Source organism: Methylocystis echinoides, assembly GCF_040687965.1.
GTDB classification, from domain to species: Bacteria; Pseudomonadota; Alphaproteobacteria; order Rhizobiales; family Beijerinckiaceae; genus Methylocystis; species Methylocystis echinoides_A.
The window spans coordinates 1,389,647-1,413,359 of record NZ_CP156084.1 but is presented as its reverse complement, the minus strand read 5'-3'; the positions used below and the strand labels follow the sequence as shown (position 1 = coordinate 1,413,359).

Here is a 23,713-nt window from a genome sequence, read left to right as displayed (position 1 = left end):
TCAGTGACGCCGTTCGCCACGCAGCGGCTGCTCCTCCATGCGCGCCATGAACAGAAAAGAAAGCGCCATGCAGACCGCAAGCGCCGCAAAAACCAGACGGAAACTCCCCGAAAGCCGTAAAAGCTCTTCGGGCGACAGCCGCGCTTCCGCGATATAGGCCGCCCGCCCGCCGCCGAGCGCCAGCGCGCCGAACAGCGCAACGACGACCGCCGCGCCGAGCTGGCGGAAAAACTGCGTCGTCGCCGTCGCAGTGCCTAAATCTCGGGCAAGCACCGCGTTCTGCACCGAGACGGTGGCGACCGGCAGCATCGCGCCGACGCCGAAATTGACGACGAACAGCAAGGCGTTGAGCGTGACGAAGGAGACGCTGTCGACCTTCCAGGCGGCGATGGCCGCCGCAAGCGCCCCGACGCCCAGCCCGATGAGCGGCATGACCTTGTAATGGGCGACGACGCCCATGAGCCGCCCCGAAAGGGTCGCCCCGGCGACGGTCGCGATCATCAGCGGGATGAGCGCCAGGCCTGAATCATGTGCGCTGAGGCCGATCGCCACCTCGTAGTAGATTGGCATCACCACCGAGAGCCCGACGAAGCCGCCGAGCCCCAAGGAACTCGAGGCGATGGCGTCGCGCACGATCCGAAGGCTCAACACGCGCAGCGGAATCAGCGGCTCCTCGGCGACGCGCGTGCGCCAGGAAAAGAGCGCCCAGAACAGGGCCGAAAGCGCGAGGAGCCCGAGGATCGGGGCCGAGGCCCAGGGGTAGCGCGTCCCGCCCCAGCCGAGGGCCAGCGCCAGCGCCCCGGACGCAACCACGAGACAGGCCGCGCCGGCATAATCGACCCGATGGGGATGGCGCCGCTCGGGCAGGCGTTTGAGGCGCGAATTGGTGATGAGAAGCGCGGCCACGCCGAGCGGCACGTTGATCCAGAAAATCAAAGACCAGTGCAGATATTGCGCAAAAAATCCGCCGAGCGCCGGGCCGGCGATGCTGGAGGTGACGAAGACGGCCGCGAAATAGGTCTGGTAGCGGCCGCGTTCGCGGGGGGAGACGAGGTCGGCGACGATGGTTTGCGCCAGCGCGATGAGACCGCCGCCGCCCAGCCCCTGCACCAGACGCGCGGCGGCGAGCGCCGCAATGCTCGGCGCCAGCGCGCAGGCGACCGAGCCGACGATGAAGGTCGCGACGCCGATCAAGAGCACGATCCGGCGGCCGTAAACGTCGGCGAATTTGCCATAGAGCGGCGTGACCACCGTCGCGGCGACGAGATAGGCGGTGACGATCCAGGGCAGGTTCTGCGGCTCGCCGAGATCGACGCCGATGGTCGGCAAAGCGGTCACGACGATGGTCTGGTCCATCGCGGAAAGCAGCATGGCGAGGCCGAGGCCGACCATGACCTGCCGCATTTCGGCGTGTTCCGGCGCGGCGGCGGCCGGCGATTCAACCTCGATCGGAGTCATGCTTCCGCTTCTAGCCGATCGAGACGCGCCGCGAAACGTCACGGCTCCCCCTTAAAGCGCGCTGCGACCCGCAAAAACGCATCCCTGTCCTCGACGTCCGCGAGCAGCGGACCGCCGGGGCCGCCCGCCGCGAGGGCGGCGAGCGTCGCGTCGCTTACGACCTTGCGGGGGGCGATCCGACGACGGCGGGCGATGGCGGCCCGTTCGGCCTCGAGCGCGCGAAGCAGGCGCAGCTGCGCGATTGTGAGGGCCCCGCCGAAGACTTGCCCCTCCGCCAGGGCCGGCTCGGGCGGCGTGGGGTCCGGCGTGGGCGCTTCCAAGGGCTCGGCCAAGGGTTCGGCCAAGGGCTCGGTCGAGGGTTCGGGGTCGGGCCCGGCCGAGACATGCAGAAGCCGGCTCTCGACCGCCGCGCGCCAGCCGCGCGCGCGCGACGCCAGCCGGCGCGGCCAGGCGAGCGGGCCGCCGCGGCAATGGTCGCAGGCGCCGCAGGGCGGGCTCGCTTCGCCGAATTCGGCGAGCAGCGTTTGGAACCGGCAGGACGGCGTCACGCAGAGCCGCGCCATGGCGCTTCGGCGCGCGTAGTCCGCGGCGGCCTGCTCGTCCGACGCGGCGATCTCCGGGACGCGCCAGCGCTGCGCCAGTTCGCGCGGATCGAAGAGGGCGAGCGCCCGGGCGGCCGCGCCGTCGCGGCCGGCGCGGCCGATCTCCTGATAATAGCCTTCGATCGAGGTCGGCAGATCGGCATGGACGACGAAGCGCACGTCCGGCTTGTCGACCCCCATGCCGAAGGCGATGGTCGCGACCATGACGACGCCCTTGCGCGTGAAAAACGCGTCCTGATGCGCGGCGCGCGTATAGGCGTCGAGGCCGGCGTGATAGGGCAGGGCGTCGAGGCCGATGCGCGCGAGATCGGCCGCCAGCGCGTCAGTCCGGCTGCGGGAGTTGCAATAGACGATCCCGCTGTCTCCCTTGCGCCCAATGAAGCGAAGGATCTGCTTCAAACCCGGCTGCCTGCGCGCGAAGGCGAGGGAGAGATTGGCCCGCGCGAAGGAGCGGACGAAAACCTCGGGGTCGCGGGAAAACAGCAGGCGGCGGATATCGGCGCGGGTGCGCGGCCCGGCCGTGGCGGTGACGGCGAGGACGGGCGCGCCGAGCTTCCGGGCGATGGCGCCGAGGTCGAGATAATCGGGGCGGAATTCGTGCCCCCAATGCGAGACGCAATGGGCTTCGTCCACAGCGAAGAGCCTGACGCGGTTTTTGCGCAGCAAATTCTGCGTCCCCTCCTGCGCCAGCCGCTCGGGCGCCGCGTAAAGAAGGCGGGCCTTGCCCGTCGAGACGGCGTCGAGGGCGGCGAGCGCCTCGGCGTCGTCTTGCGCCGAATGCAGCGCTACGGCGGGAACGCCCTTCTCGCTCAGCGCCCGCAACTGGTCGCGCATCAAGGCGATGAGCGGCGAGGCGACGACGACGAGGCCGGGCGCCGCCGCGGCGGGGAGCTGATAGAGCAGGGATTTGCCGGAGCCCGTCGGCATGACGGCGAGAACGTCGCGGCCCGCGAGCACGGCGGCGATCGGCTCCGCCTGGCCGGGGAGGAAGTCTGAAAAGCCGAAATTGCTGCGCAGCAATTCGCGCGCGGTCGGGTCCTTTTGCTGCGCAAAAAAGCCTGGGTCCGTCACGGCGCGGCGGCCAGAAGCGCCGTCGCGATCTCCGCCCACTCCGCGTCGAGGGGCGCGTTCTGCGGCGGGCGTCCGGCGCGCCCATACCAGTAGCGCGCGTTTGCGAGGTCGCCTTCCTTGCGGTGGAGATAGGCGTGGACCCACATGCTGTCTTTGTCGTCGCGCGTATCGACGCATTTATGCGCGCCGTCCCAGTCGCCCCGGGCGTCGAGCCAGAGGGCGCGCAGCGGCGCAGCGAGAGCCGGCGGGTCACGCGCGTCGAGCGACGCGCGAAAATCGGAGAGAGCGACCATGCGCGGGAGGTTCCTTCGTCCCGTCACTATGGCGCCTCTGAGCGCGGCGTCGAGGGCAAGGTTGACAATACGGCTTGGTCCCGGCCATCTGGCCCGGGAGAGACGCCAATGGTTGAAAGTCCCTGCAACAAGATTTGCACGCTCGACGCCAACCATATTTGCGTCGGCTGCGGCCGCTCGCGCGCCGAGATCGGCGCCTGGTCGCAGCTGTCCGACGCCGACAAGACGCGCGTCGTCGAGGAGGCGAAGAAGCGCCTTAAGGCGCTGGCCACGGGCAAGAAGGCCGAACAGGCTCCGGCGTGAGCCCTAGAGCTTCCCGCGCTCGGCTTTGCTGAAATTCGAGAGATCGCCCTCGGCCGCCGCGCGCCGGCGCCAGGAGCGGGCGATCGCCGGATATTTGATCTCCTTGCAGATGCGCGAGACCTGCTGGGTGAGTTTTCCCGACCCGCAGGCCGGGCACTGCGGCGTGTCGGACGAGCGCACCAAAGCCTCGAACTCGGCCTCGCAATCGTTACACGTATAGGCGTAGAGCGGCATGTTTCTCCTCGCGCAAAGGGACGTCGCGAGGGAGAAGCAAGGATTGTTCCTGTTGCCCGGCAGAGCAAAAACAAGGGTTTGAGTTAGGCCGGGGGCTGTCTGTCAGTTTTCCGACAGCCCTCCGCCGTCGGCCGGGCTTGTCCCGGCCGTCCTCGCCGAGACGCCTCGAGCGATGAGCGCTACAGGCCTCAATCCTCCGACAACCGTGTCTTCCCCGGCCCGTGCGGCTCGACGAGCGCGCCGAAGTCGTGCGGCTCCTTGCGCGCGCGGCGCAGCGCCGCGTCGAGGTAGAGGGTCATCGCGTCGATGTCGCCCTCATGGGTGCGGTGATTGATGATCGCCGCGCGGATCGCCGGGACGCCGTCGAGAATGGTGAGCGAAGGCGCCGCCTCGCCGCGCTCGTGCAGCTCCATCACGATCTCGCGGGCGAGCGAACCGTCGTCGTCGCCCTTCACGCCGAAGCAGACGATATTGAGCGCCGCCGGCGCGCGCATCATGAAATTCTCCGACTGCTCGATCCAGGCCTCGAGCCGCTGCGCCATGCGGCAGCATTGCTCCATGCATTCCGCGAGCTTCTTCGTGCCGAAGGTCTCGATCGTCATCCAGGCCTTGAGCGCCCTGAAGCCCCGCGAGAGATCGGGCCCGAGGTCGCAGGGCCAGGTGTCGCCGGCGGCGAGGCCGCGCGGCGCGCGCGACAGATAGGCTGCGTTGGCGGCGAAGGCGCGCTTGTGCGCCTTGGGGTCGCGGACCAGGAAAAAGCCCGCGTCATAGGGCACATGCAGCCATTTGTGGAAGTCGAAGGCGACGCTGTCCGCCCGCTCCAGCCCCTTCACGAGCGGCTTGAGCTTTGGCGACAAGGCCGCGAGCGCGCCGAAGGCCCCGTCGACGTGAAACCACATGTCCTCCGTATGCGCGACGTCGGCGAGCCGGTCGAGCGGATCGATCGCGCCGGTATCGACCGTCCCCGCCGTGCCGACGATGAGGAAGGGCCGAAAGCCCGCCGCGCGGTCGGCGGCGATGGCGTGGCGCAGGGCGCTCACCTTCATGCGGCGATTGGCGTCCGACGGAATGAGCCGAAGATGCCGGGCGCCGAGCCCCGCGAGCTCCATGGCCTGCCGCACGCAGTTGTGCACTTCGCGCGAGGCGTAGGCGATGAGCTGTCCGCGCTGCGCGCAAAGCCCGTTCAGCCGCACGTCGCGGTCGCCGTAGGCCTGGTCGCGGGCGACGAGCAGCGACAGGAAATTGGCCATGGACGTGCCGGTGACGAAAATGCCGGAGGCGTCGGCTGGAAAGCCGAAGGCCTCGGCCATCCATTTGGCGATCTGACGCTCGACGTCGATGGCGATGTGATTGCGGCCGCCGCAATTGGAATTCATCCCGGCGGCGAGCATTTCGGCGATCATGCCGACCGGCGTGCCCGCCCCCTGCACCCAGCCCATGAACATGGGATGGATGTTGCCCGTCGCGAAAGGCTTGATATAGCGCTCGAAATCCTCGAGCACGGCCGAGAAGTCGCGGCCCTCGGCGGGAAGCGCGCGGTCGAAGCGCGCCTTGGCCTTCGCTGAGGGCGGCGTCCAGACCGGGCGGCTGCGCAGGTCGCGCAGATAGTCGATCATGGAATCGAGCGCGCGATGGCTCTCGGCGCGAAACGCCTCCCAATCCTCGGGGTCGAGATCGACCGGCTTGGTCATGTCGCGGCGCTCGCGCGCCGGGGCGGCGGCGCAAAGGCGGTGATTTCGGGCATGCGCCGCGCGTCTCCCGGCGGGTTCAACGGCACTGCCAATAGCCGCCATGCCCCCGGCGCGCAACCTTGGTCAGCGCGCCAGTGTGACGCGGACGGAGCCGACGCCCGCGATCTCCCCTTCCGCGACGTCGCCCGGCTGCAGCGCGCCGACGCCCGGCGGCGTGCCGGTGAAAATCAGGTCGCCCGCCGCGAGCGTCACTTGCGCCGACAGCGCGGCGATGATCTGCGGCACGCCCCAGATCATGTCGGAGAGGTCGCCGTTCTGTCTGGGCGCGCCATTGACCGAAAGCGCGATGCGGCCTTGCGACGGATGGCCGATTTCGGCCGCCTTCCGGATCGCGCCGACGGGGGCGGAATTGTCGAAGCCCTTGGACATGTCCCAGGGCCGGCCGGCCTTGCGCGCCTCTGTCTGCAGATCGCGGCGGGTGAGGTCGATCCCCGCGGCGTAGCCGAAGACGCAGGCGAGGGCGCGTTCCGGCGCGATGTCCGCGCCGCCCGCATGGAGCGCGATGACCAGCTCGATCTCGTGATGGAGATTATGGGTGAGGCTCGGGAAGGGGATGGTCGCGCCGTCGGCGACGACCGCGTCGGCGGGCTTGGCGAAGAAGAAGGGCGGCTCCGCGCCCGGCTCCTTCCCCATCTCGCGCGCGTGTTCGGCGTAATTCAGGGCGACGCAGAAGATCCGGCGGACGGGGAACAGGCGCGTCTCACCGGCGATGGCGACAGCGGGGCGCGGCGGCGGCGGGAAGACGTATTCGGGATGGGGCATCGGGTCTCAACCTTCAACACAATTGGCGTGGAGAATATTGACGACAAACGAAGCCAAAAGCCGGCAGCGACGACCCGGGCCCCCGGAGCCCGCGGTCCTCAGCCGAGCGCCGCCGGATCGAAGCTGCGGAACGTCGCGCAGAATTCGCACGTGACGCCGATGCGGCCGTCATCGCCCACCATCTCGGCGCGCTCATCGTCGGAGAAGCTTTTCAGGAGCCGCTCGATGCGCTCCTCGGAGCAGCGGCAGAACTCTTCGAGCGGCCGCTCGTTGAAGACCTTGACGCCGCGCTCGTGAAAGAGGCGGAACAGCAGCCGTTCGCCCGAGAGCGACGGGTCGACGAGTTCATGGTCTTCGAGCGTGCCGGCGAGCGCCTGTCCTTCGAGCCAGGCGTCGTCTTCCTCCTGGTCCGCTCCGGCGTCGCGATCGGGCGCGTCGCCGGGCGGCAGGTCCGGCCGGCGCGCGCCGGCGATGGGAAGATATTGCAAAAGCAGCCCGCCGGCGCGCCAGCTGCGCCCCTGCGGCGTGACGACTTCGCCGACGGCGAGGCGCACAAAGGAAGGAATCTGCTCCGACTGGCGGAAATAAGTATGCGCGGCCTCCGCGAGGCTCTCGCCTTCGAGCGGCACGACGCCCTGATAGCGGGCCGCGTCCTCCTCGCGCTCGATGGTCAAGGCGAGATGGCCGCGCCCGAGCAGGGCGGCGGGGGCGGGGTCGTCGATCTCGCCGAGACGCGCGACGTCGTAGCGGGCGAAGCCGCGCAGCTTCCCCGGCGCGTCATAATCCACGACGAGCATGTCGACGGGGCCGTCGCTGCGGGTCTGGAGCTGGAAGCGGCCGTGCGATTCGAGGATCGAACCGAGCAGCGCGGCCAGCGCCAGCGCCTCGCCGAGCAACCGCGCCACCTGCGGGGGGTAGTCATAGTGGCCGAGGATGGCGTCGACCGTCGGTCCAAGCCGCACCAGTCGTCCGCGCAGGTCGAGCGCCTCGACCGCGAAGGGCGTGACGCGATCGTCCCGCGCCTCGCCCGAAACCAGCCGGCTCGGCGCCTCCTGCATCAGGCGACGCCCGGCGCGAGGCACCAGGCCAGCACGCCTTTCTGGGCGTGCAGCCGGTTTTCGGCTTCGTCGAAGACGACGGACTGCGGGCCGTCCATCACCTCGTCGGTGACTTCCTCGCCGCGGTGGGCAGGCAGGCAATGCATGAAAATGGCGTCCTTGGCGGCGTCGCGCATGAGTTTGGCGTCCACCTGATATGGCGCAAGAACCTGGCGGCGGAAGTCCTCGTCGGCGTCGCCCATGGAGACCCAGCAATCGGTGATCACCGCCTGCGCGCCGTCGACGGCGGCGCGCGGGTCGCGCATCACGTTCAACGCCGCGCCTTCGGCCTTCGCCCAGTCGACGAGGCTTTGCGGGGGCGTGAATTCCGCCGGCGTCGCCACATTGATCGTGAATCCGAAACGGGCGGCCGCGTGCACCCAGCTCGCCAGCACATTGTTGGAGTCGCCGACCCAGGCCACGGTGCGGCCGTCGATCGGTCCCAGATGCTCCTCGAAGGTGAGCAGGTCCGCCATGATCTGGCAGGGGTGGGAGCGCTTGGTCAGGCCGTTGATGACCGGAATGGCGGCGTGGCGCGCGAGCTCGGTCAGATCCTCATGCGACAGGATGCGGATCATGACGGCGTCGGCGAAACGCGACAGCACGCGCGCCGTGTCGGCGATGCTCTCGCCGCGGCCGAGCTGCATCTCGCCGCCCGTCAGCATGATCGACTCGCCGCCGAGATCGCGCATGGCGATGTCGAAGGAGACGCGCGTGCGCGTCGACGGCTTGTCGAAGATCATCGCCAGATATTTGCCGGCGAGCGGGCGCTCCGCCGGCGGCGCGCCCTTGACGCGCTTCGCCTTCAGCGACTTGGCGAGATCGAGGATATGGCGCAGATCGTCGCGGGTGAAATCGCAAATATCGAGAAAATGACGCGGCCGCGTCAGCGTGTGCGCGGTCATCACGCCGCTCCCAACTGCTTGGCCGGCGTCGCCAGACGCACGCAGGCGCGCTCGAGGCGCGCCGCGGCCTCGACGATATGCGTCTCGTCGATGATGAGCGGCGGCAACAGCCGCACGACATTGTCGCCGGCAAGAACGGTCAGCAGCCCTTCGGCCCGCGCGGCGGCGGCGAAATCGCCATTGGGCCCGCGCGTCTTCACGCCGAACATCAGCCCCTCGCCGCGCACCGTCTCGATGATCGCCGGATAGCGGTCGTTGAGCTCGGCGAGCCGCTGGCGCAGGAGCGCGCCGAGGCGCGCGACGCGCGGCAGAAAGCCTTCGGCCAGCACCACGTCGAGAACCGCGCCGCCGACGGCGGCCGCCAGCGGATTGCCGCCGAAGGTCGAGCCGTGCGCGCCGAGCGTCATGCCCTTGGCGGCTTCGCGCGTCGCGAGACAGGCGCCGATCGGAAAGCCGCCGCCGAGGCCCTTGGCGAGCGCCACGATGTCCGGCGCTACGCCGGCGTGTTCGCAGGCGAGGAATTTGCCGGTGCGGCCGACGCCGCACTGCACCTCGTCGAGAACCAGCAGCAGGCCGCGCGCGTCGCAGAGGGCGCGCAGTTTTTTCAGGAATTCGGCGGGAAAGACCCGCAGCCCGCCCTCGCCCTGGACGGGTTCGAGCAAAACGCCGGCGGTTTCGTCCGAAATCGCGGATTCGAGCGCGTCGAAGTCCGCGAAGGGAATTTGATCGAAGCCGTCGACCGGCGGGCCGAAACCCTCGAGATATTTGGGATTGCCGCCGGCGGCGATGGTCGCCAGCGTCCGGCCGTGAAAGGCCCCTTCGAAAGTAATCAGCCGATAGCGCTCAGGCGCGCCATTGGCGGCGTGATATTTTCGCGCCGTCTTGATGGCGCACTCCACGGCTTCGGCGCCGGAATTGGCGAAGAAAACCACATCGGCGAAGGTGGCGTCGACGAGGCGCTGCGCCAGCCGCTCGGCCTGCGGGATGCGGTAGAGGTTCGAGACATGCCAGGGCTTCTCGGCCGCCGCCTTCAGCGTCGCGACCAGATGCGGATGCTCATGGCCGAGCGACAGGACCGCGACGCCGGAAGCGAAATCCAGGTAACGGTCGCCGTTCTCAGCGAAGAGCCATGGGCCTTCGCCCCCCGTGAAGGCGATATCGGCCCGCGCATAGGTCGGATAGAGCGCAGAAGTCAACGTCAAGCTCCAAGCCCTCGGGAGCGGCCCGCGGCCGGACCCCAAAAACAAAGCGCCGCCCTTTTTGAGGGCGGCAATCCGAGACTTTGATTTTATGCGCGCGGGCGGCTTCGGTCAAATCCTGCCGCAGGGGCGAGGCCTTGCCTGGGCCGGAGACTTTACAGTCGATTTTCCTCGAAAAAAGCGCGCAAGTGAGTCGCCTGGGCCACACCGGCGCGCGAAAGCGCATGAAAGCCTGTTGAGAACGCCCCCTTCTGCTTGCCAGCGACTCGGACCCGTGATTCAAAAGGATGGTCAGTTTTCGCCGTTGCGGACGCGTTTTTCAAAGCCGCAGGGCGCTTCTCGAGTCTCGATGCGCGTCTCATCGCCGCCGGAGATCCCGGCGCAGCGACGGATGGTGGATTCCGTCGGCGGCGCGTTCGAATCGACCGCTTGGAGGTCAAATTATGTCTTGGACCGAGGAAAGAGTCGATCTGTTGCGCAAGCTTTGGAGCGACGGCCTCAGCGCGAGCCAGGTGGCCGCCGAGCTGGGCCCCGGCATCACGCGCAACGCGGTCATTGGCAAGATTCACCGCCTCGGCCTCGCCGAACGCGCCAAGACAGCGGCCGCGCAGCGCCCGCGCGCGGCGAAGGGGACGGCCCGCCAGCCGGCGACCGCCCCGGTCGTCGCCGCGCCGCGCGCCGGGGGCCACGCGGTCCATGGCAATGTCGCCCTGGCCTTTGCGCCGCAGGCCATGGTCGTCGCCCGCGTCGCGCCGGAGGCCGAGGAGGTCGTCATTCCCATGTCGGAGCGCGTCACGCTGATGGAGTTGCGCGAATCCATGTGCCGCTGGCCGATGGGCGATCCGACGACGCCGGATTTCCGCTTCTGCGGGGCGAAGTCGCCGATCGGCGCCGGCCCCTATTGCGCCCATCATGCGCGCGTCGCCTATCAGCCGGCGCAGGATCGCCGCCGCGCCCGCGATCTCAAGGCCCCGCGCTTCGCGTAATCCTTCCCGAGTTCGGCGGTCCGGCCTTCACTCGCGGCCGAAGGTCTCGTCGAAGGAATAGCCCGAACCGCGCACGGTGCGGATCGGATCCTTCTCCCGCCCGCGGATGAGCGCCTTGCGCAGGCGCCCGACATGGACGTCGACCGTGCGCTCGTCGATTTCAGCCGACATGCCCCAGACGCTGTCGAGCAACTGCGCCCGCGTGAACACGCGGCCGGGCTTCTCCATCAGATATTCCAGCAGGCGGAACTCGGTCGGGCCGAGATGGATCTCGCGGCCCGAGCGGCGCACCCGACGCGTTTCGCGGTCGAGGTCGATGTCCCCCGCCGTCAGCCGCGAGGCGACGCGCTCCGGCCGGGCGCGTCGCAACAGCGCGCGCACGCGGGCCATCAGTTCGGGCGTCGAGAAGGGCTTCACGACATAGTCGTCCGCGCCGACCGACAGGCCCCGCACGCGTTCGCCCTCTTCGCCGCGCGCGGTCAGCATGATGATCGGCATGTCGCGGGCGACGTCGCGGGCGCGCAGCCGCCGGCAGATTTCGAGACCCGAGACGCCGGGCAGCATCCAGTCGAGCAGCAGAAGGTCGGGCGGCGATTCCGCAATGCGCAGTTCCGCCTCGTCGCCATTGTCGACATGCTCGACCTGATAGCCTTCAGCTTCGAGATTATAGACGAGCAGCGTGGCGAGCGGGACCTCGTCCTCGACAACGAGAATGCGCGGCGGGCGATCGGCCCGGCCTTCGCGGGGAAGGGTTTGAATAATGGTTTCGTTCATTGCGCGACGTCTTGTTCCGATCCGCGGAGGCCGATGCGGGATTTCGGCCGCTCCATCGGCAGGCTTTCGCCGGTGGCGAGATAGACGACCGTCTCCGAAATATTGGTCGTGTGGTCGCCGATGCGTTCGAGGTTCTTCGAGCAGAAGAGGAGATGCGTGCAAAAGGAGATGTTGCGCGGGTCCTCCATCATGAAGGTCAAGAGGTCGCGGAACACGCTGTCTTCCAGCGCGTCGAGATCGGCGTCGTTCTCCCACACCGCGCGGGCGCGCTCCACGTCGCGCAGCGCATAGGCGTCGAGCGCGTCCTTGAGCTGCGTCGCCGCGACCTCGTGCATCGACCGCAAGCCGACAATGGCGCGCGGCAGCCGCGCTTCGGTGGCGATCTTCAGCGTGCGCTTGGCGATGTTCTTCGCGAGATCGCCGATCCGCTCGATGTCGCCGGAAATGCGGATCGCGGCGATGCATTCGCGCAGATCGACCGCCAGAGGCTGGCGCCGCGCGATCGTCAGCACGGCGTTCTCTTCGATCTCGCGCTGGAGAATGTCGAGGCGCGCGTCGCTCGCGACGACGCGCTGGGCCAGGTCGACGTCGAGCATCGACAAAGCGTCCATGGCCTCCGCCAGCATCTTCTCGGCGACGCCGCCCATCTCGGAAATACGGCGGCCCAGCGCCTCGAGATCGCGGTCGTAGGACTTGACGATATGTTCGCTCATGCGATGTCCTTCCTCACCCGAAGCGGCCGGTGATGTAATCCTGGGTGCGCTTTTCGCGCGGCTTGTTGAAGACCTCGTCGGTGTCGCCGAATTCGACGAGCTCGCCGAGATACATGAAGGCCGTATAGTCGGAGACGCGCACGGCCTGCTGCATGTTGTGGGTGACGATGGCGATCGTATAGTCGTTGGCGAGCTCCTCGATGAGCTCCTCCACTTTGGCCGTGGAGATCGGGTCGAGGGCGGAGCAGGGCTCGTCGAAGAGGATCACCTCCGGCTGCACGGCGACGCTGCGCGCGATGCACAGGCGCTGCTGCTGGCCGCCCGAAAGCCCGAGCCCGCTCGTGTGCAGCTTGTCCTTCACCTCGTCCCAGAGCGCCGCGCCGCGCAAGGCTTCCTCGACGCGCTGGTCCATGTCGGCGCGCGACAATTTCTCGTAAAGGCGAACGCCGAAGGCGATGTTCTCATAGATCGACATCGGGAAGGGCGTCGGCTTCTGGAAGATCATGCCGACGCGCGCGCGCAGCGCATTGATGTCGATCGCCGGATCGAGAATATTCTCGCCGTCGAGCAGCACCTCGCCCTCGGCGCGTTGGCCGGGGTAGAGGTCGTACATGCGGTTTAAGACCCGCAGCAGCGTCGACTTTCCGCAGCCAGAGGGACCGATGAAGGCCGTGACCTTATGCGTCTGCAGCGGCAGCGAAATGGATTTCAGCGCCTTTGACGCGCCGTAAAAGAAATCCAGGCCCTGGACCGAAATCTTGGCGGCGTGTTCTTTGACCTGTGCGGGGGCGTTCATCACGATTTTCTCCGACCGGCGCTGAGCGCGCGGGCTGTGATCGAGAGAGCGAGGACGGCGGCGGTGATCAGCAGCGCGCCGGTCCAGGCGAGCTGCTGCCAGTCTTTGTAGGGCGACAAAGCGAACTGGAAGATGACGACCGGGAGGCTCGCCATCGGCGCCAGGAGATCGCTGCTCCAGAACTGATTGTTGAGCGCGGTGAAGAGCAGCGGCGCGGTTTCGCCGGAGACGCGCGCCACCGCGAGCAGCACGCCCGTCACCAAGCCCGCCTTGGCGGCGCGATAGGCGACATGCGCGACGACATGGGAGCGTGGCGCGCCGAGCGCGGCGGCCGCCTCGCGCATCGATCCCGGCACCAGCAGCAGCATGTCCTCGGTGGTGCGCAACACGACGGGGATGACGAGCAGGGAGAGCGCGACGGCCCCGGAGACGCCCGAGAAGTGCCCCATGGGATGCACGAGGACTTCATAGACGAAGAGGCCGATCACGATCGACGGCGCGCTGAGCAGAATGTCGTTGATGAACCGCACGACCATCGCGAGCTTGGTGTAACGGCCATATTCCGCCATATAGGTGCCGGCGAGCATGCCGAGCGGCGTGCCGATCGCAACGCCGATTGCGGTCATGACCAGCGATCCAGCGATGGCGTTCAACAGGCCGCCCTTGCTGCCCGGCGGCGGCGTCATTTCGGTGAAGACCGCAAGCGACAGCCCGCGCAGGCCTTCATAAAGCAGCGACGCGAGGATGAGGAAAAGCCAGGCGATGCCAAAAAGAGCGGCCGCCCAGGCAAGGCTGGTCGCCAGCGAATTCCGCTTGCGGCGCGTGGCGTAAAGCGACATGGCGCTGCTCCTTAAGCCGCTTTGCGTTCGAGGCGCATCAGCATGTAACGCGCGATCGCCAGCACGACGAAGGTCAGAAGGAATAGGATGAGGCCGAGCGCGATGAGCGACGACGTGTAGACGTCGCCGACGGCTTCGGTGAATTCATTGGCGATGGTCGCCGATATGGTCGTGCCGGGGGCGAGCAGCGACGGCGACACCTTGTGGGCGTTGCCGATGACGAAGGTGACCGCCATGGTTTCGCCGAGCGCGCGCCCGAGCGCCAGCATCACCCCGCCGATGACGCCGACGCGCGTGTAGGGGATGACGACATAGCGCATCATTTCCCAGGTCGTGCAGCCGATGCCGGCGGCCGCCTCCTTGAGAACGGGCGGCACGGTTTCGAAGACGTCGCGTGAGATCGACGCGATGAAGGGCAGCACCATGATCGCCAGGATGAAGCCCGCCGTCAGCATGCCGATACCATAGGGAGGGCCGGCGAAAAGCGAGGAGAGCACCGGCACGTCGCTGAAAAGCGAGATCAGGCCGGGCTGCACATAGGTCTGAACGAAAGGCGCGAAGACGAAGAGGCCCCAGATGCCGTAAATGATCGACGGAATGCCCGCGAGAAGCTCGATCGCGATGCCGATCGGGCGCCGTAGCCGGTGGGGGCATAATTCGGTCAGGAAGGTCGCGATCCCCAGTCCGACCGGCACGGCGATCAGCATGGCGACGCCCGACGTGACGAGCGTGCCGTAGATCGCCGGCAGCGCGCCGAATTTCTCGGTGACGGGGTTCCACGACTGGGAGATCAGGAAGCCTGGCCCGAAGGCCTGCAGGGCTGGCAGCGAGCCAAGGACCAGCGACAGGATCACGCCGCCCAGAATGACGAGCACGATGACCGCCGCCGCGCGGGTCACTTGAAAGAAGATGCGGTCGAGGAGCGCGATGCCGGCAAGGGCCTTGGCGCGGTCGGTGACCGCGGGCCGGGCGACAGCGCTCTCCAATGCGACATCCGACATGTTGTCCACTCCACTCGAGCCGCGCGAGACGGGTTCGGTCATGGTCTTTGCAACTCCCGACGCCGGCTCCCTTGAACGCAGCCGGCGTCTGTCATCTTTCAGGCGGCCTCCGTTTTGAACCGCCTGCGCGCCGACCGCAACGCGGCCTGCGCTCGGCTCAATGCGCCGCGAGCGCCTTGCCGTCCGCGCCCTTGACCTCGCCCCAGCTCTTTTTGATGAGCTCGACGACGGTCTTGGGCATGGGGATGTAATCGAGCTCCTCCGCGGCCTTTCCGCCATTGGCGAAAGCCCAGCCGAAGAACTTCAAGGCTTCGGCGGCCGCCGCCTCGTCCTTCGAGTCCTTGGGCAGCAGGATGAACGTCGCAGCCGAAATCGGCCAGGACTTCGCGCCCGGCTCATTGGTGATGATCTGATAGAAGCCCGGCGACTTCGCCCAGTCGGCGCTCGCGGCGGCGGACTGGAAGCTCTCCAGGCCCGGCGCGACGACCTTGCCGGCGGCGTTGATCATCTTCGTGTAGGTCAGCTTGTTCTGCTTGGCGTAGGCGTATTCGACATAGCCGATCGCGCCTTTGGTGTTGGAGACGTTGTTGGCGACGCCCTCATTGCCCTTGGCGCCGATGCCGGCCGGCCATTCGACCGCCGAATTCTCGCCGACCTTGGTCTTCCAGTCGTCGGAGACCTTGGAAAGATAATTCGTAAAGTTGAAGGTCGTGCCGGAGCCGTCCGAACGATGCACGACGACGATCGGCGTCGCCGAGAGCTTGGCTTTGGCGTTGAGCTTCTTGATCGCCGCGTCGTCCCAGCTCGTAATCTCGCCGAGGAAAATCTTCGCGAGGGTCGGCCCGTCGAGCACGAGCTCGCCCGGCGCGACGCCGTCGAGATTGACGACCGGCACGATGCCGCCGATGACCTGCGGCCACTGGATGAGATTGGCGGCCTGGAGATCCTCGGCCTTGAGGGGCTGGTCCGAGGCGCCGAACGTCACGGTGCGGGCCTTGATCTGCTTGATGCCGCCGCCAGAGCCGATCGACTGATAATTCAGACCGTTTCCGGTCTCCTTCTTATAGGTTTCCGCCCATTTGGCGTAGATGGGATAGGGGAAGGTCGCGCCCGCGCCGGAAATGTCCAGCGCCAGAGCCGCGCCCGTCATGGCGGCGAACGCCGTCGCCGCGATGGCGGCGCGCGTGAAAATCCTGGAGATCATTCGAGATCGCTTTCAAGCTCGAGAAAACTCGGGCGCCCCTTCGCGCCCATCACGGCCGAGGTTCTAGCGGGCGGCCAAGAGGGTTTTGTGACAGTTATCTAACAGGAATATGACAAAAAATTAGTTTTTGAATCAATCGTTTATGTCGAGTTCGCGGGCGTTCCCTCGATCGCCGGCAGGGTCACGCGGAACAGCGCGCCGGCTTCCGGCGCGGAGTCGATCCCGAGACGGCCGCGATGGCGCAGCACAATGTGTTTGACGATGGCGAGGCCGAGGCCGGTCCCGCCCTTGGCCCGGCTCTTTCCGGCGTCCACGCGGTAAAAGCGCTCGGTGAGGCGCGGAAGATGCTCGGGGGAGATGCCCGGGCCATGGTCGCGCACGGAGAAGACGGCGCTGACGCCCCTGCGGGCGAGCGTAATCTCGATGGGCCGCGCCTCGCCTTCCGATCGGCCGTATTTCAGGGCGTTCTCGATGAGATTCTCCACGACGCGGGCGAGTTCGTCGCGATCGCCGGGGACGATGACGTTGGGCTCGAGCTCCAGGGCGATCGGCACGCCGTTTTCCTCCGCCATGGGCGTGAGCGTATCCACGATATGGGCGACGAGCACGGTGAAATCGACCGCTTCCACCGGGCGCACATGCATGTGCTGCTCGATGCGCGAAAGCGACAGCAGATCGTCGATGAGGCGCGCCATGCGCTGCGCCTGTTCGCGCATGATCCCGAGGAAGCGCTCGCGCGCCGTGGGGTCGTTCTTGGCCGGGCCCTGCAGCGTTTCCACGAAGCCGAGCAGCGACGACAGCGGCGTGCGCAATTCATGGCTGGCGTTGGCGACGAAATCCACGCGCATGCGTTCGATGCGATGCGCCTCGGTGAGGTCGCGCAGGCTGATCATCGCCGCCGTGCGGAAGCCTTCGAAACGCACCGGCGCGATATGGGCTTCGAACCAGCGCTCCACCGGCAGGCGTTCGGTCCAGGCGGCTTTCTCCGCCTCGCCGCCGGCCACGACGCGCATGGCGGCGTCGAGCATGTCGGGCGAGCGCAGGCTGCGCGACAAGGGCTCGCCGACGCGCAGCGCGGGGGCCAGCGCCTGCGCGGCGGCGTTGAAGGCGAGCGCATGCGTCTCGGCGTCGATGACGAAGACGGGCTCGGGCAGCGCCTCGATCACCGGGCCGAGCATGTCCTCGGCGGGCCATTTGGGTTGCGGCATGAAGCGCTCTGAGCTTTTTCCGTACGTTACGGCGCGCGCTCTTCGATGATGCGCGCCACGGCCTCGCGCAGCGCGCCCCAGCGCCGCCGGCCTTCGTCGGCGCCGAGCACGGCGAGCGCGGCGATGAAAGGAACAAAATAATAGACGATGCGGAAGAGCAGCAACGAGGCCAGCACGCTGCCCTGCGACGCGCCCGGCAGGGCGTGCAGCATGGTCGCCTCGAAAACGCCGATGCCGCCCGGCGCATGGCTGACGACGCCGAGGATGCAGGCGAGAACATAGACGGCGAGAAAGGCCGTGAAATTCAGATCGACGCCCGCCGGCAGCAGCACGTAGAGCGCGGCCGCCGCGGCGCAGAGATCGGCCGCGCCGACGACGAGCTGCGCGAGCGTCGAGCCGGGTCCTGGCAACTCCAGCACATGGCCGCGCAGGCGGATCCGGCGCGGCTCGAGCGCGACCCAGGCGCAATAGCCGGCGACCGCCGACAGCACCAGGACGCCGACCGCCATATGCAGCGCGGCGGGGAGATGATCGAGCGCGGCGAGCGCTTCGGCGCCCCTGACCAGGGTGAAGCCGATCACGGCCGTCATGCCGAGCCAGAAGGTGACGCCGGTGATCACGGTGACATTCGCGACCTGCAGGGCGGACATCGACACGCGCGAATAAATCCAGTAGCGCACCGCCGCGCCCGTCACGATCGGGAAGCCCAGATTGAAGGCGATGGCGTAGCTCGCGAAGGACGCGAGCGCCGTGACGCGATAGGGCGCGCGATGGCGGATCTGGCGCAAGGCGGCGACGTCATAGCCGGTGAGCGACAGATAGGAGAGGGCGGTGAAGAACAGCGCGGCCAGAATCTGGCCGCCGCTGGTGTTCTTCAGGGCCTCGACCACATCCGCGAAGCGGATGTTGGAGAGGACGTTTGCGAGGATAGAGGCCGCGACGGCGAACAGGGCGACGCTCGCGAGGGCGCCCAGAAGATGGGTCGCGCCATGCGGCAGGCGCTGCTGCAGCGTTTCGAAAAAGCCCTTGCGCCGCACGACGGCCGGCAGGCCAGCTTGGGGAGAAATTGCGAGGTCCTCGTCTTCCTGCATTGACTACTCACTCGCCCGGCCGCCCGCACAGGCCGCCGCGCCAAGACTCCATCCGCAACAAAGATGACGCCGGCATGACGCGATAGCCCTTTCTAGCTTGGGAGTGAAACGCCCCGAGTCAAGCTGCGCTTACGACAGACCATGCACGAACCAGCGCGGATTGTCCGTCTCGCGGCCGTAAAGACCTTCCCGGAACAGCCAGAACAGTTGGCCGTCCCGGTCCTGCGCATGAAAATAGTCGCGCGTCGGGCCTGTCTCGGCTTCGCCCCACCAGGGCGGAGCGATGCGCTCCGGCCCCTCGAAGGCGACGACGTCATGCAGCAGGCGCCGCCAGCGGAACTTGAGCGGCGGGCCGTCCGGGAACAAAGCAATGGCCTCGATCGGCTCCGGGCGCTCGAACAGCCGCAACGGCCGAACCGTCTCCTGCGGCGGGAAGACCCTTGGCGGCCCATAAGCGGCCGGGACGGCGGCGACCGCGAATTCCGGCAGATGCGCCGCTTCGGCGTGAAGGCGCAGCACGCGGCGCAGGCCGAGCCGCGCCCCGAGCCGGTCGAGGAGGTCGCCGAGATCGGCGTCTTCGCCCGCCCCGCCGCGGCTCCCTTGCGGCGTGACGAAGGCGGTCTGCGGCGGCGCCGTCGTCTCCGTTTCCGTGGCGCAGAGCCGCAGCACGTCGAAGCCATAGCCGGTGTCGAGCCCCTCTTCCGCTGCCGCCGCCAGGCGCTCGCCGAGGAGGGCGGCGAGGCGGACGGGATCGCGCAGCGGCCGGCTGGTTCCGGCGGCGAGGCGCTTCACCGCGCCGTCGACGCGGTAGAAGACCGCTTCGAGCCGGCGCGCGCCGACGCCGGCGCGTTCGAGCAGCGGGCAGAGATCGGCGGCGAGGCGCTCGAGCGTCGCCTCGATGTCCTCGCGCCGGGTCAGCCCGTCGGGAAAGCGGCGCTCGGCGATGAAGGCCGGCGCCTCGAAGCGCGGGCGGATCGGATCGCGCAGGCGGCAGGTCAGCGCGTCGAGCCGCGCCAGCGCCGCCTGCCCGAATCGCGCCGCGAGCGGCGCGCGGGGGCGCTCGAGCAGATCGCCGATGCGGCGCAGTCCGGCGCGCCGCAATCCGGCGACCGCCTCCGCCTCGAGCCCCAGCGCCTCGACGGGCAAGGCCGCCGCGAGGCCGTCGATCTCCGCTTGCGGCGCGGCGTCGGCGACGAGCCGCCGGCTGGAGAAACGCGTGAGCGCGCGCGCCAGCGCCGGGCCGGGCGCAATCGCCGCGCGCGCCGAAAACTTGAGCCGGCCGAGGCGCGCTTCGACCTCGTCGACGAGCGTCGCCTCGCCGCCGAACAGATGGGCGGCGCCCGTCACGTCGAGCAGCAGGCCGTCCGGCGGGTCGGGCGCGGCGAGCGGGGTGAAGCGGCGGCTCCAGTCGGCGAGCGCGTCGATGAGCGCGGCGTCGGCTTGGGCATCGGCCTCGGCGAGTTCGAGCGCCGGGCAGCGGGCGCGCGCGTCGGCGACCGCCATGCCCGGCAGCAGGCCGAGCCGCTGCGCGCCGGCGTCGACGGCGGTCAGCCGCTCCGCGCCCTTCGTTTTGGCGTAGAGGGCGAAGGCGTCAGGCGCGGCGGCGCGCCGGCGCAGCAGCCGGTCGGTCGCGAGCCTCGGCAGGAAAACGCTCAGGAAACGCATGGCGGAACGCTGCTTTTTCGGGGTCGAAGGCGATGTCGCGCCACTGCGCCGGATCGATCTCCCCCCAAAGGCCGGCGCGCGCCTTGATGAGGCGCAGCCGCCACAGGAAGGGCGCGACGGGGGAGAGCGGCGGGCGCGAGGGAAGGATCGGCGGGGGCGCGGCGGCGATTTCGACGCGCAGCCCGGCGGCGCTGGAAAAGCGCGCGGAATCGGGCCCCTGCGGCGGCGCGAGCGGCGCCAGAAGGGCAAGGGCGCCGCCGCGCCGCGCGGCGAGCAACAGCCGGCGCGAGGCGGCGAGGTCATAGAGCTTCGTGTTCAGGAAGGTCTCTGCGACGACCGCCGCGCAGGCGGGGCTTTTCAGCGCTTCCTCCATCGCCCAGAGGGTTTCGCGCGGCCGGCGGGTCCGGATCAGCGCGAAGCTGGAAAGGTCGAGTCCGGCCTGCGCCAGGCCGCGGCCATAAGGCAGGCCGAATTCCTGCGCGCCGAGATCTTCGAGAATGACAACCAGCGCGCCGCCGCCGCGCGCCGCCCGCGCCCGCAGCGCCATGGCGAGAGCGAAGGCCGCCGCCGCCGGCGCGTCCGGCGCCCGGGCGGGGAGGATTTCGCTCAAATTGCCGTGGCCGGCGGCGAACAGCGCGTCGAGGGAGGCCCCGGCGTCCAGGCCGGCGGGGGAGGCGCCAAGGAGGGGCCCGAGCCGCGCCGGCGCGGCGTCGCGCGCCTCGATGGCGGCGAGGCGGCGGCGCAAAAAGCCGATGCGTTCCGAAACGCCGCTGTGCGACATCGGTTGTCAAATTCCCGAAAGTGGAGAGGGCGCTCACGGCGCTGTTCGATATTTGTTCTCATGCGGGAAAGAGTCAAGCGAAGAGTCAAATGCCCACAGGACCGTCGCATTGCGGCTGCGCAGCGTTTCAGGAGAAGCGGCCATCTGTGCATGCGCATACCTCCCCTTTACGGGGAGATCGGCGGCCGAAGGCCGCCGGGTGGGGTTCGCGCCGCCAGGCTGTGGCTGGGGCCTACCCCACCCGACCCCGCCTGACGGCGGGGCCACCCTCCCCGTAAAGGGGAGGGATGAGCGCTGCATTGTCGACCAATACGCGCTCGGATTGCGCGGCGGCGACGCCGCCCATCTCGCGATCTGCGCCGACTACGGCGCAACCCTTTGCACGCTGGACCAGAAATTATTCGCCGCCGGTCCCGCGCTCGGGATTCCCATGCAGATGATCTGACCGCTACTTCTTCCGCAGCCCCAGAATATACGCCGTCACCCCATCGACCTCCTCGGGCGAGAGAATGAAATTCGGCATGTTCCGGTGCGAGGAGCGCAGGAAGACCTTGATCGACAATTCCGTCGCCGAGGGCATTTTGGCGACGTCGACGAAGGCGGGCGCGTTGGGATCGGGGCTCTTGGCGTGCGGATCGGCGCCGACGGCGTGGCAGCTCGCGCAGGTCTCTCGCGCGAGGCGCGCGCCGACAGCCGGATCGCCGCCCTGGGCCAGAGCGGCGGTAGGAGCGAGGGAGAGGAAGACGAGGGTCGAAAGAAACGCCAATCGCATTTTCATCGCTCCAAAATTACTCGGTCCCGTTCAAATCCTCCGGGCGCGGCTGCAGCATGATGTTGTAGCCGGCGTCGACGAGATGAACCTCGCCGGTGACGCCGCCGGAGAGCTCGGAAAGGAAATAAAGCGCCGAGCCGCCGATTTCATCGAGCGTGATCATTCGCCGCAGCGGGCAATGCTGCTTCTGGAAGGCCCCCATGGAGCGCGCGCCGGTGATGCCCGCGCCCGCCATGGTGCGCACGGGGCCGGGCGAGATCGCGTTGACGCGAATGCCCCGCGGACCGTAGTCCGCCGCGAGATAACGCACCGACGAGTCGAGCGCGGCCTTGGCGACGCCCATCACATTGTAATTGGGCATGACATGGGTGCCGCCGCCGAAGCTCACCGTCACCATCGACCCGCCGTTCTTCATCAACGCGGCCGCGCGGCGCGCGGCCTCGGTGAAGGAGAAGCAGGAGATGACCATGGTGCGGATGAAATTCTCGCGCGAGGTGTCGGCGTAGAGCCCCTTCAATTCGCTCTTGTCGGAATAGGCGATGGAATGAACGAGGAAATCCATCTCGCCCCAATCATATTCGAGCCGTGCGAAAACATCGTCGACCGTCGAGATATCCTCGACGTCGCATGGCAGGACCAGATTGGAGCCCAACTCCGCGGCGAGCGGCTTCACGCGCTTGCCGAGCGCCTCGCCCTGATAGGTGAAGGCGAGCGTCGCGCCCTGGCGCGCAAGCACGCGGGCGATTCCATAAGCGATCGAATGGTCGTTGGCGACGCCCATAACGAGCCCGCGCTTTCCCTGCATCAAACCAGTCGCAACCGTCATCACATGCTTTCTCTATCGCGAGCGGGCGCTCTTGCGGTTGAGCGCCTCGCCCCATCAAACGCGTCAAATTGTTTCGAAGCCGCGAACGCGCGGCGGGCCTCAAAGCAAACCGCCGCGCATCTCTAATAAATTCTCAAGCCTCCGGCCGCTTGAAGACCAGCGTGGCGTTGGTGCCCCCGAAACCGAAGGAGTTCGACAGAACCGCGCCGAGTTTCACATTGTCGCGGCGCTCGCGCAGGATCGGCATATCGGCGAACTCCGGATCGAGCTCCTCGATGTTTGCGCTCTCGCAGATGAAGCCGTTCTGCATCATCAGCAGCGAATAAATCGCCTCCTGCACGCCGGTCGCGCCGAGCGAATGGCCGGTCAAGGACTTGGTCGCGGCGATCGGCGGGCATTTGTCCTCGCGGCCGAACACTTCGCGCAGCGCTTCGATCTCCTTCAAATCGCCGACGGGCGTCGAGGTGGCGTGCGGATTGATGTAGTCGATCGGACATTTCACCGTGGCGAGCGCCTGGCGCATGCAACGCACCGCGCCTTCGCCCGAGGGCGCGACCATGTCGTAGCCGTCCGAGGTCGCGCCATAGCCGGCGACTTCGGCGTAGATCTTGGCGCCGCGCGCCTTGGCGCGTTCATATTCTTCGAGCACCAGCACGCCGGCGCCGCCGGCGATCACGAAGCCGTCGCGATTCTTGTCATAGGCGCGCGAGGCCGTCGCCGGCCGGTCGTTATAGGCCGAGGACATGGCGCCCATGGCGTCGAAGAGCACGGACAGCTCCCATTCGAGCTCCTCGCAGCCGCCGGCGAAGATGACGTCCTGCTTGCCGTACTGGATCATTTCATAGGCGTTGCCGATGCAATGGTTCGAGGTCGCGCAGGCCGAGGAGATCGAATAATTCACGCCCTTGATCTTGAACCACACGGCGAGCGTCGCCGAGGCGGTCGAGGACATGCATTTCGGCACCGCGAAGGGGCCGACGCGCTTGGGCCCTTTGGTGCGGGTGACGTCGGCCGACTCGACGATGGTGCGAGTCGACGGCCCGCCCGACCCCATGATGATGCCGGTGCGTTCGTTGGAAACCTCGTCTTCCGAGAGGCCTGCGTCCTTGATCGCCTGCTCCATGGCGACATGGTTCCAGGCGGTGCCGGCCGCGTGGAAGCGCATGGCGCGGCGGTCGACCACGGTCGCGGCGTCGAGCGTCGGCATGCCGTGAACCTGCGAGCGGAAGCCGAGTTCGGCGTATTTCTCCGCCCGCACGATCCCCGACTTCGCCTCCCGCAGGGAGGCGATCACTTCCTGCGTGGTGTTGCCGATCGACGATACGATGCCCATGCCGGTGACGACGACTCGTCTCATCTTACTCTCCCCTGGCGGCGCGCGC

25 protein-coding genes are annotated in these 23,713 nt (G+C 68.0%); 3 read left to right on the top strand and 22 right to left on the bottom strand.

The features are described 5' to 3' along the window. Genes RVU70_RS06860 through RVU70_RS06850 form a run of 3 tightly spaced genes read right to left on the bottom strand, consistent with a single transcriptional unit; the run spans window position 1 to window position 3,424 of the window. Window positions 1-1,458: an MFS transporter gene (locus RVU70_RS06860; RefSeq protein WP_363350335.1), complete on the bottom strand. Its 1,458-nt coding sequence runs from the start codon at window positions 1,456-1,458 to the stop codon at window positions 1-3. Between the two features lie 38 nt (window positions 1,459-1,496). Beyond that, window positions 1,497-3,131, bottom strand: a complete 1,635-nt coding sequence (locus RVU70_RS06855) for a RecQ family ATP-dependent DNA helicase (protein WP_363350334.1) — start codon at window positions 3,129-3,131, stop codon at window positions 1,497-1,499. Further along, the gene (locus RVU70_RS06850; protein ID WP_363350333.1) at window positions 3,128-3,424 is read right to left on the bottom strand and encodes a hypothetical protein; all 297 of its coding nucleotides are present in this window, start codon (window positions 3,422-3,424) and stop codon (window positions 3,128-3,130) included. Before RVU70_RS06850 ends, RVU70_RS06855 begins: the two co-directional genes overlap by 4 nt. 108 nt (window positions 3,425-3,532) lie before the next feature. Here RVU70_RS06850 and RVU70_RS06845 point away from each other — a divergent pair, with 108 nt between their 5' ends. Then, window positions 3,533-3,727 (top strand): DUF1289 domain-containing protein, encoded by a 195-nt coding sequence (locus RVU70_RS06845; protein ID WP_363350332.1) that lies wholly within the window; start codon window positions 3,533-3,535, stop codon window positions 3,725-3,727. 3 nt (window positions 3,728-3,730) lie between these two features. Here RVU70_RS06845 and RVU70_RS06840 read toward each other — a convergent pair whose 3' ends face one another. The 6 genes from RVU70_RS06840 to RVU70_RS06815 form a co-directional block, all read right to left on the bottom strand. Next, complete coding sequence (locus RVU70_RS06840) at window positions 3,731-3,961, bottom strand: zinc ribbon domain-containing protein (protein ID WP_363350331.1); 231 nt, start codon at window positions 3,959-3,961, stop codon at window positions 3,731-3,733. Between the two features lie 188 nt (window positions 3,962-4,149). Continuing rightward, a complete protein-coding gene (locus tag RVU70_RS06835; protein ID WP_363350330.1) occupies window positions 4,150-5,652 on the bottom strand; it encodes a pyridoxal-dependent decarboxylase in 1,503 nt (500 codons plus the stop codon). Between the two features lie 123 nt (window positions 5,653-5,775). Continuing rightward, a complete protein-coding gene (locus RVU70_RS06830; RefSeq protein WP_363350329.1) occupies window positions 5,776-6,474 on the bottom strand; it encodes a fumarylacetoacetate hydrolase family protein in 699 nt (232 codons plus the stop codon). Window positions 6,475-6,572: 98 nt separating this feature from the next. After that, window positions 6,573-7,532, bottom strand: a complete 960-nt coding sequence (locus RVU70_RS06825; protein ID WP_363350328.1) for an Hsp33 family molecular chaperone — start codon at window positions 7,530-7,532, stop codon at window positions 6,573-6,575. Next, a complete protein-coding gene (argF, locus tag RVU70_RS06820) occupies window positions 7,532-8,476 on the bottom strand; it encodes an ornithine carbamoyltransferase (RefSeq protein ID WP_363350327.1) in 945 nt (314 codons plus the stop codon). The genes RVU70_RS06825 and argF overlap by 1 nt, the downstream gene beginning before the upstream one ends. After that, window positions 8,476-9,672, bottom strand: a complete 1,197-nt coding sequence (locus tag RVU70_RS06815) for an aspartate aminotransferase family protein (RefSeq protein WP_363350326.1) — start codon at window positions 9,670-9,672, stop codon at window positions 8,476-8,478. The genes argF and RVU70_RS06815 overlap by 1 nt, the downstream gene beginning before the upstream one ends. 446 nt (window positions 9,673-10,118) lie before the next feature. Here RVU70_RS06815 and RVU70_RS06810 point away from each other — a divergent pair, with 446 nt between their 5' ends. After that, window positions 10,119-10,661: a GcrA family cell cycle regulator gene (locus RVU70_RS06810; RefSeq protein WP_363350325.1), complete on the top strand. Its 543-nt coding sequence runs from the start codon at window positions 10,119-10,121 to the stop codon at window positions 10,659-10,661. A 27-nt stretch (window positions 10,662-10,688) separates the two neighbouring features. Here RVU70_RS06810 and phoB read toward each other — a convergent pair whose 3' ends face one another. The 10 genes from phoB to RVU70_RS06760 all read right to left on the bottom strand — a co-directional run bounded on the left by phoB (window position 10,689) and on the right by RVU70_RS06760 (window position 20,733). Beyond that, on the bottom strand, window positions 10,689-11,435 hold the full coding sequence (phoB, locus tag RVU70_RS06805; RefSeq protein ID WP_363350324.1) for a phosphate regulon transcriptional regulator PhoB: 747 nt from the start codon (window positions 11,433-11,435) through the stop codon (window positions 10,689-10,691). Further along, entirely contained in the window at window positions 11,432-12,148 is a 717-nt protein-coding gene (phoU, locus tag RVU70_RS06800; protein ID WP_363350323.1) for a phosphate signaling complex protein PhoU, read from the bottom strand. The genes phoB and phoU overlap by 4 nt, the downstream gene beginning before the upstream one ends. Before the next feature lie 13 nt (window positions 12,149-12,161). After that, window positions 12,162-12,944 carry a phosphate ABC transporter ATP-binding protein PstB gene (gene pstB / locus RVU70_RS06795; protein WP_363350322.1) on the bottom strand — a complete coding sequence of 261 codons (783 nt, stop codon included), beginning with the start codon at window positions 12,942-12,944 and terminating at the stop codon, window positions 12,162-12,164. Continuing rightward, window positions 12,944-13,783, bottom strand: a complete 840-nt coding sequence (gene pstA / locus RVU70_RS06790; protein WP_363350321.1) for a phosphate ABC transporter permease PstA — start codon at window positions 13,781-13,783, stop codon at window positions 12,944-12,946. The genes pstB and pstA overlap by 1 nt, the downstream gene beginning before the upstream one ends. An 11-nt stretch (window positions 13,784-13,794) precedes the next feature. Continuing rightward, window positions 13,795-14,784, bottom strand: a complete 990-nt coding sequence (gene pstC / locus RVU70_RS06785) for a phosphate ABC transporter permease subunit PstC (RefSeq protein WP_405044878.1) — start codon at window positions 14,782-14,784, stop codon at window positions 13,795-13,797. A gap of 157 nt (window positions 14,785-14,941) precedes the next feature. Then, complete coding sequence (pstS, locus tag RVU70_RS06780) at window positions 14,942-15,988, bottom strand: phosphate ABC transporter substrate-binding protein PstS (protein WP_363350319.1); 1,047 nt, start codon at window positions 15,986-15,988, stop codon at window positions 14,942-14,944. A 140-nt stretch (window positions 15,989-16,128) separates the two neighbouring features. After that, window positions 16,129-17,196: an ATP-binding protein gene (locus RVU70_RS06775; RefSeq protein WP_363350318.1), complete on the bottom strand. Its 1,068-nt coding sequence runs from the start codon at window positions 17,194-17,196 to the stop codon at window positions 16,129-16,131. Window positions 17,197-17,222: 26 nt separating this feature from the next. Continuing rightward, window positions 17,223-18,287 carry a lysylphosphatidylglycerol synthase domain-containing protein gene (locus tag RVU70_RS06770; protein WP_363350317.1) on the bottom strand — a complete coding sequence of 355 codons (1,065 nt, stop codon included), beginning with the start codon at window positions 18,285-18,287 and terminating at the stop codon, window positions 17,223-17,225. A 129-nt stretch (window positions 18,288-18,416) separates the two neighbouring features. Beyond that, window positions 18,417-19,952, bottom strand: coding sequence for a DNA polymerase Y family protein (locus RVU70_RS06765; RefSeq protein WP_363350316.1), 1,536 nt, complete (start codon window positions 19,950-19,952; stop codon window positions 18,417-18,419). Further along, window positions 19,879-20,733, bottom strand: coding sequence for a hypothetical protein (locus RVU70_RS06760; protein ID WP_363350315.1), 855 nt, complete (start codon window positions 20,731-20,733; stop codon window positions 19,879-19,881). The genes RVU70_RS06765 and RVU70_RS06760 overlap by 74 nt, the downstream gene beginning before the upstream one ends. Before the next feature lie 322 nt (window positions 20,734-21,055). Between RVU70_RS06760 and RVU70_RS06755 the strand changes: the two genes are divergently transcribed. Continuing rightward, window positions 21,056-21,178, top strand: coding sequence for a hypothetical protein (locus RVU70_RS06755; protein ID WP_363350314.1), 123 nt, complete (start codon window positions 21,056-21,058; stop codon window positions 21,176-21,178). A 3-nt stretch (window positions 21,179-21,181) separates the two neighbouring features. On the opposite strand, the gene RVU70_RS06750 is transcribed toward RVU70_RS06755, so the two are convergent. From RVU70_RS06750 to fabB, 3 genes are all read right to left on the bottom strand, one after another. After that, window positions 21,182-21,505: a cytochrome c gene (locus RVU70_RS06750; RefSeq protein ID WP_363350313.1), complete on the bottom strand. Its 324-nt coding sequence runs from the start codon at window positions 21,503-21,505 to the stop codon at window positions 21,182-21,184. A gap of 16 nt (window positions 21,506-21,521) precedes the next feature. Continuing rightward, window positions 21,522-22,331, bottom strand: coding sequence for an enoyl-ACP reductase FabI (fabI, locus tag RVU70_RS06745; protein WP_363350312.1), 810 nt, complete (start codon window positions 22,329-22,331; stop codon window positions 21,522-21,524). A 133-nt stretch (window positions 22,332-22,464) separates the two neighbouring features. Next, window positions 22,465-23,688: a beta-ketoacyl-ACP synthase I gene (gene fabB / locus RVU70_RS06740; RefSeq protein WP_363350311.1), complete on the bottom strand. Its 1,224-nt coding sequence runs from the start codon at window positions 23,686-23,688 to the stop codon at window positions 22,465-22,467. Window positions 23,689-23,713 lie beyond the last annotated feature (25 nt).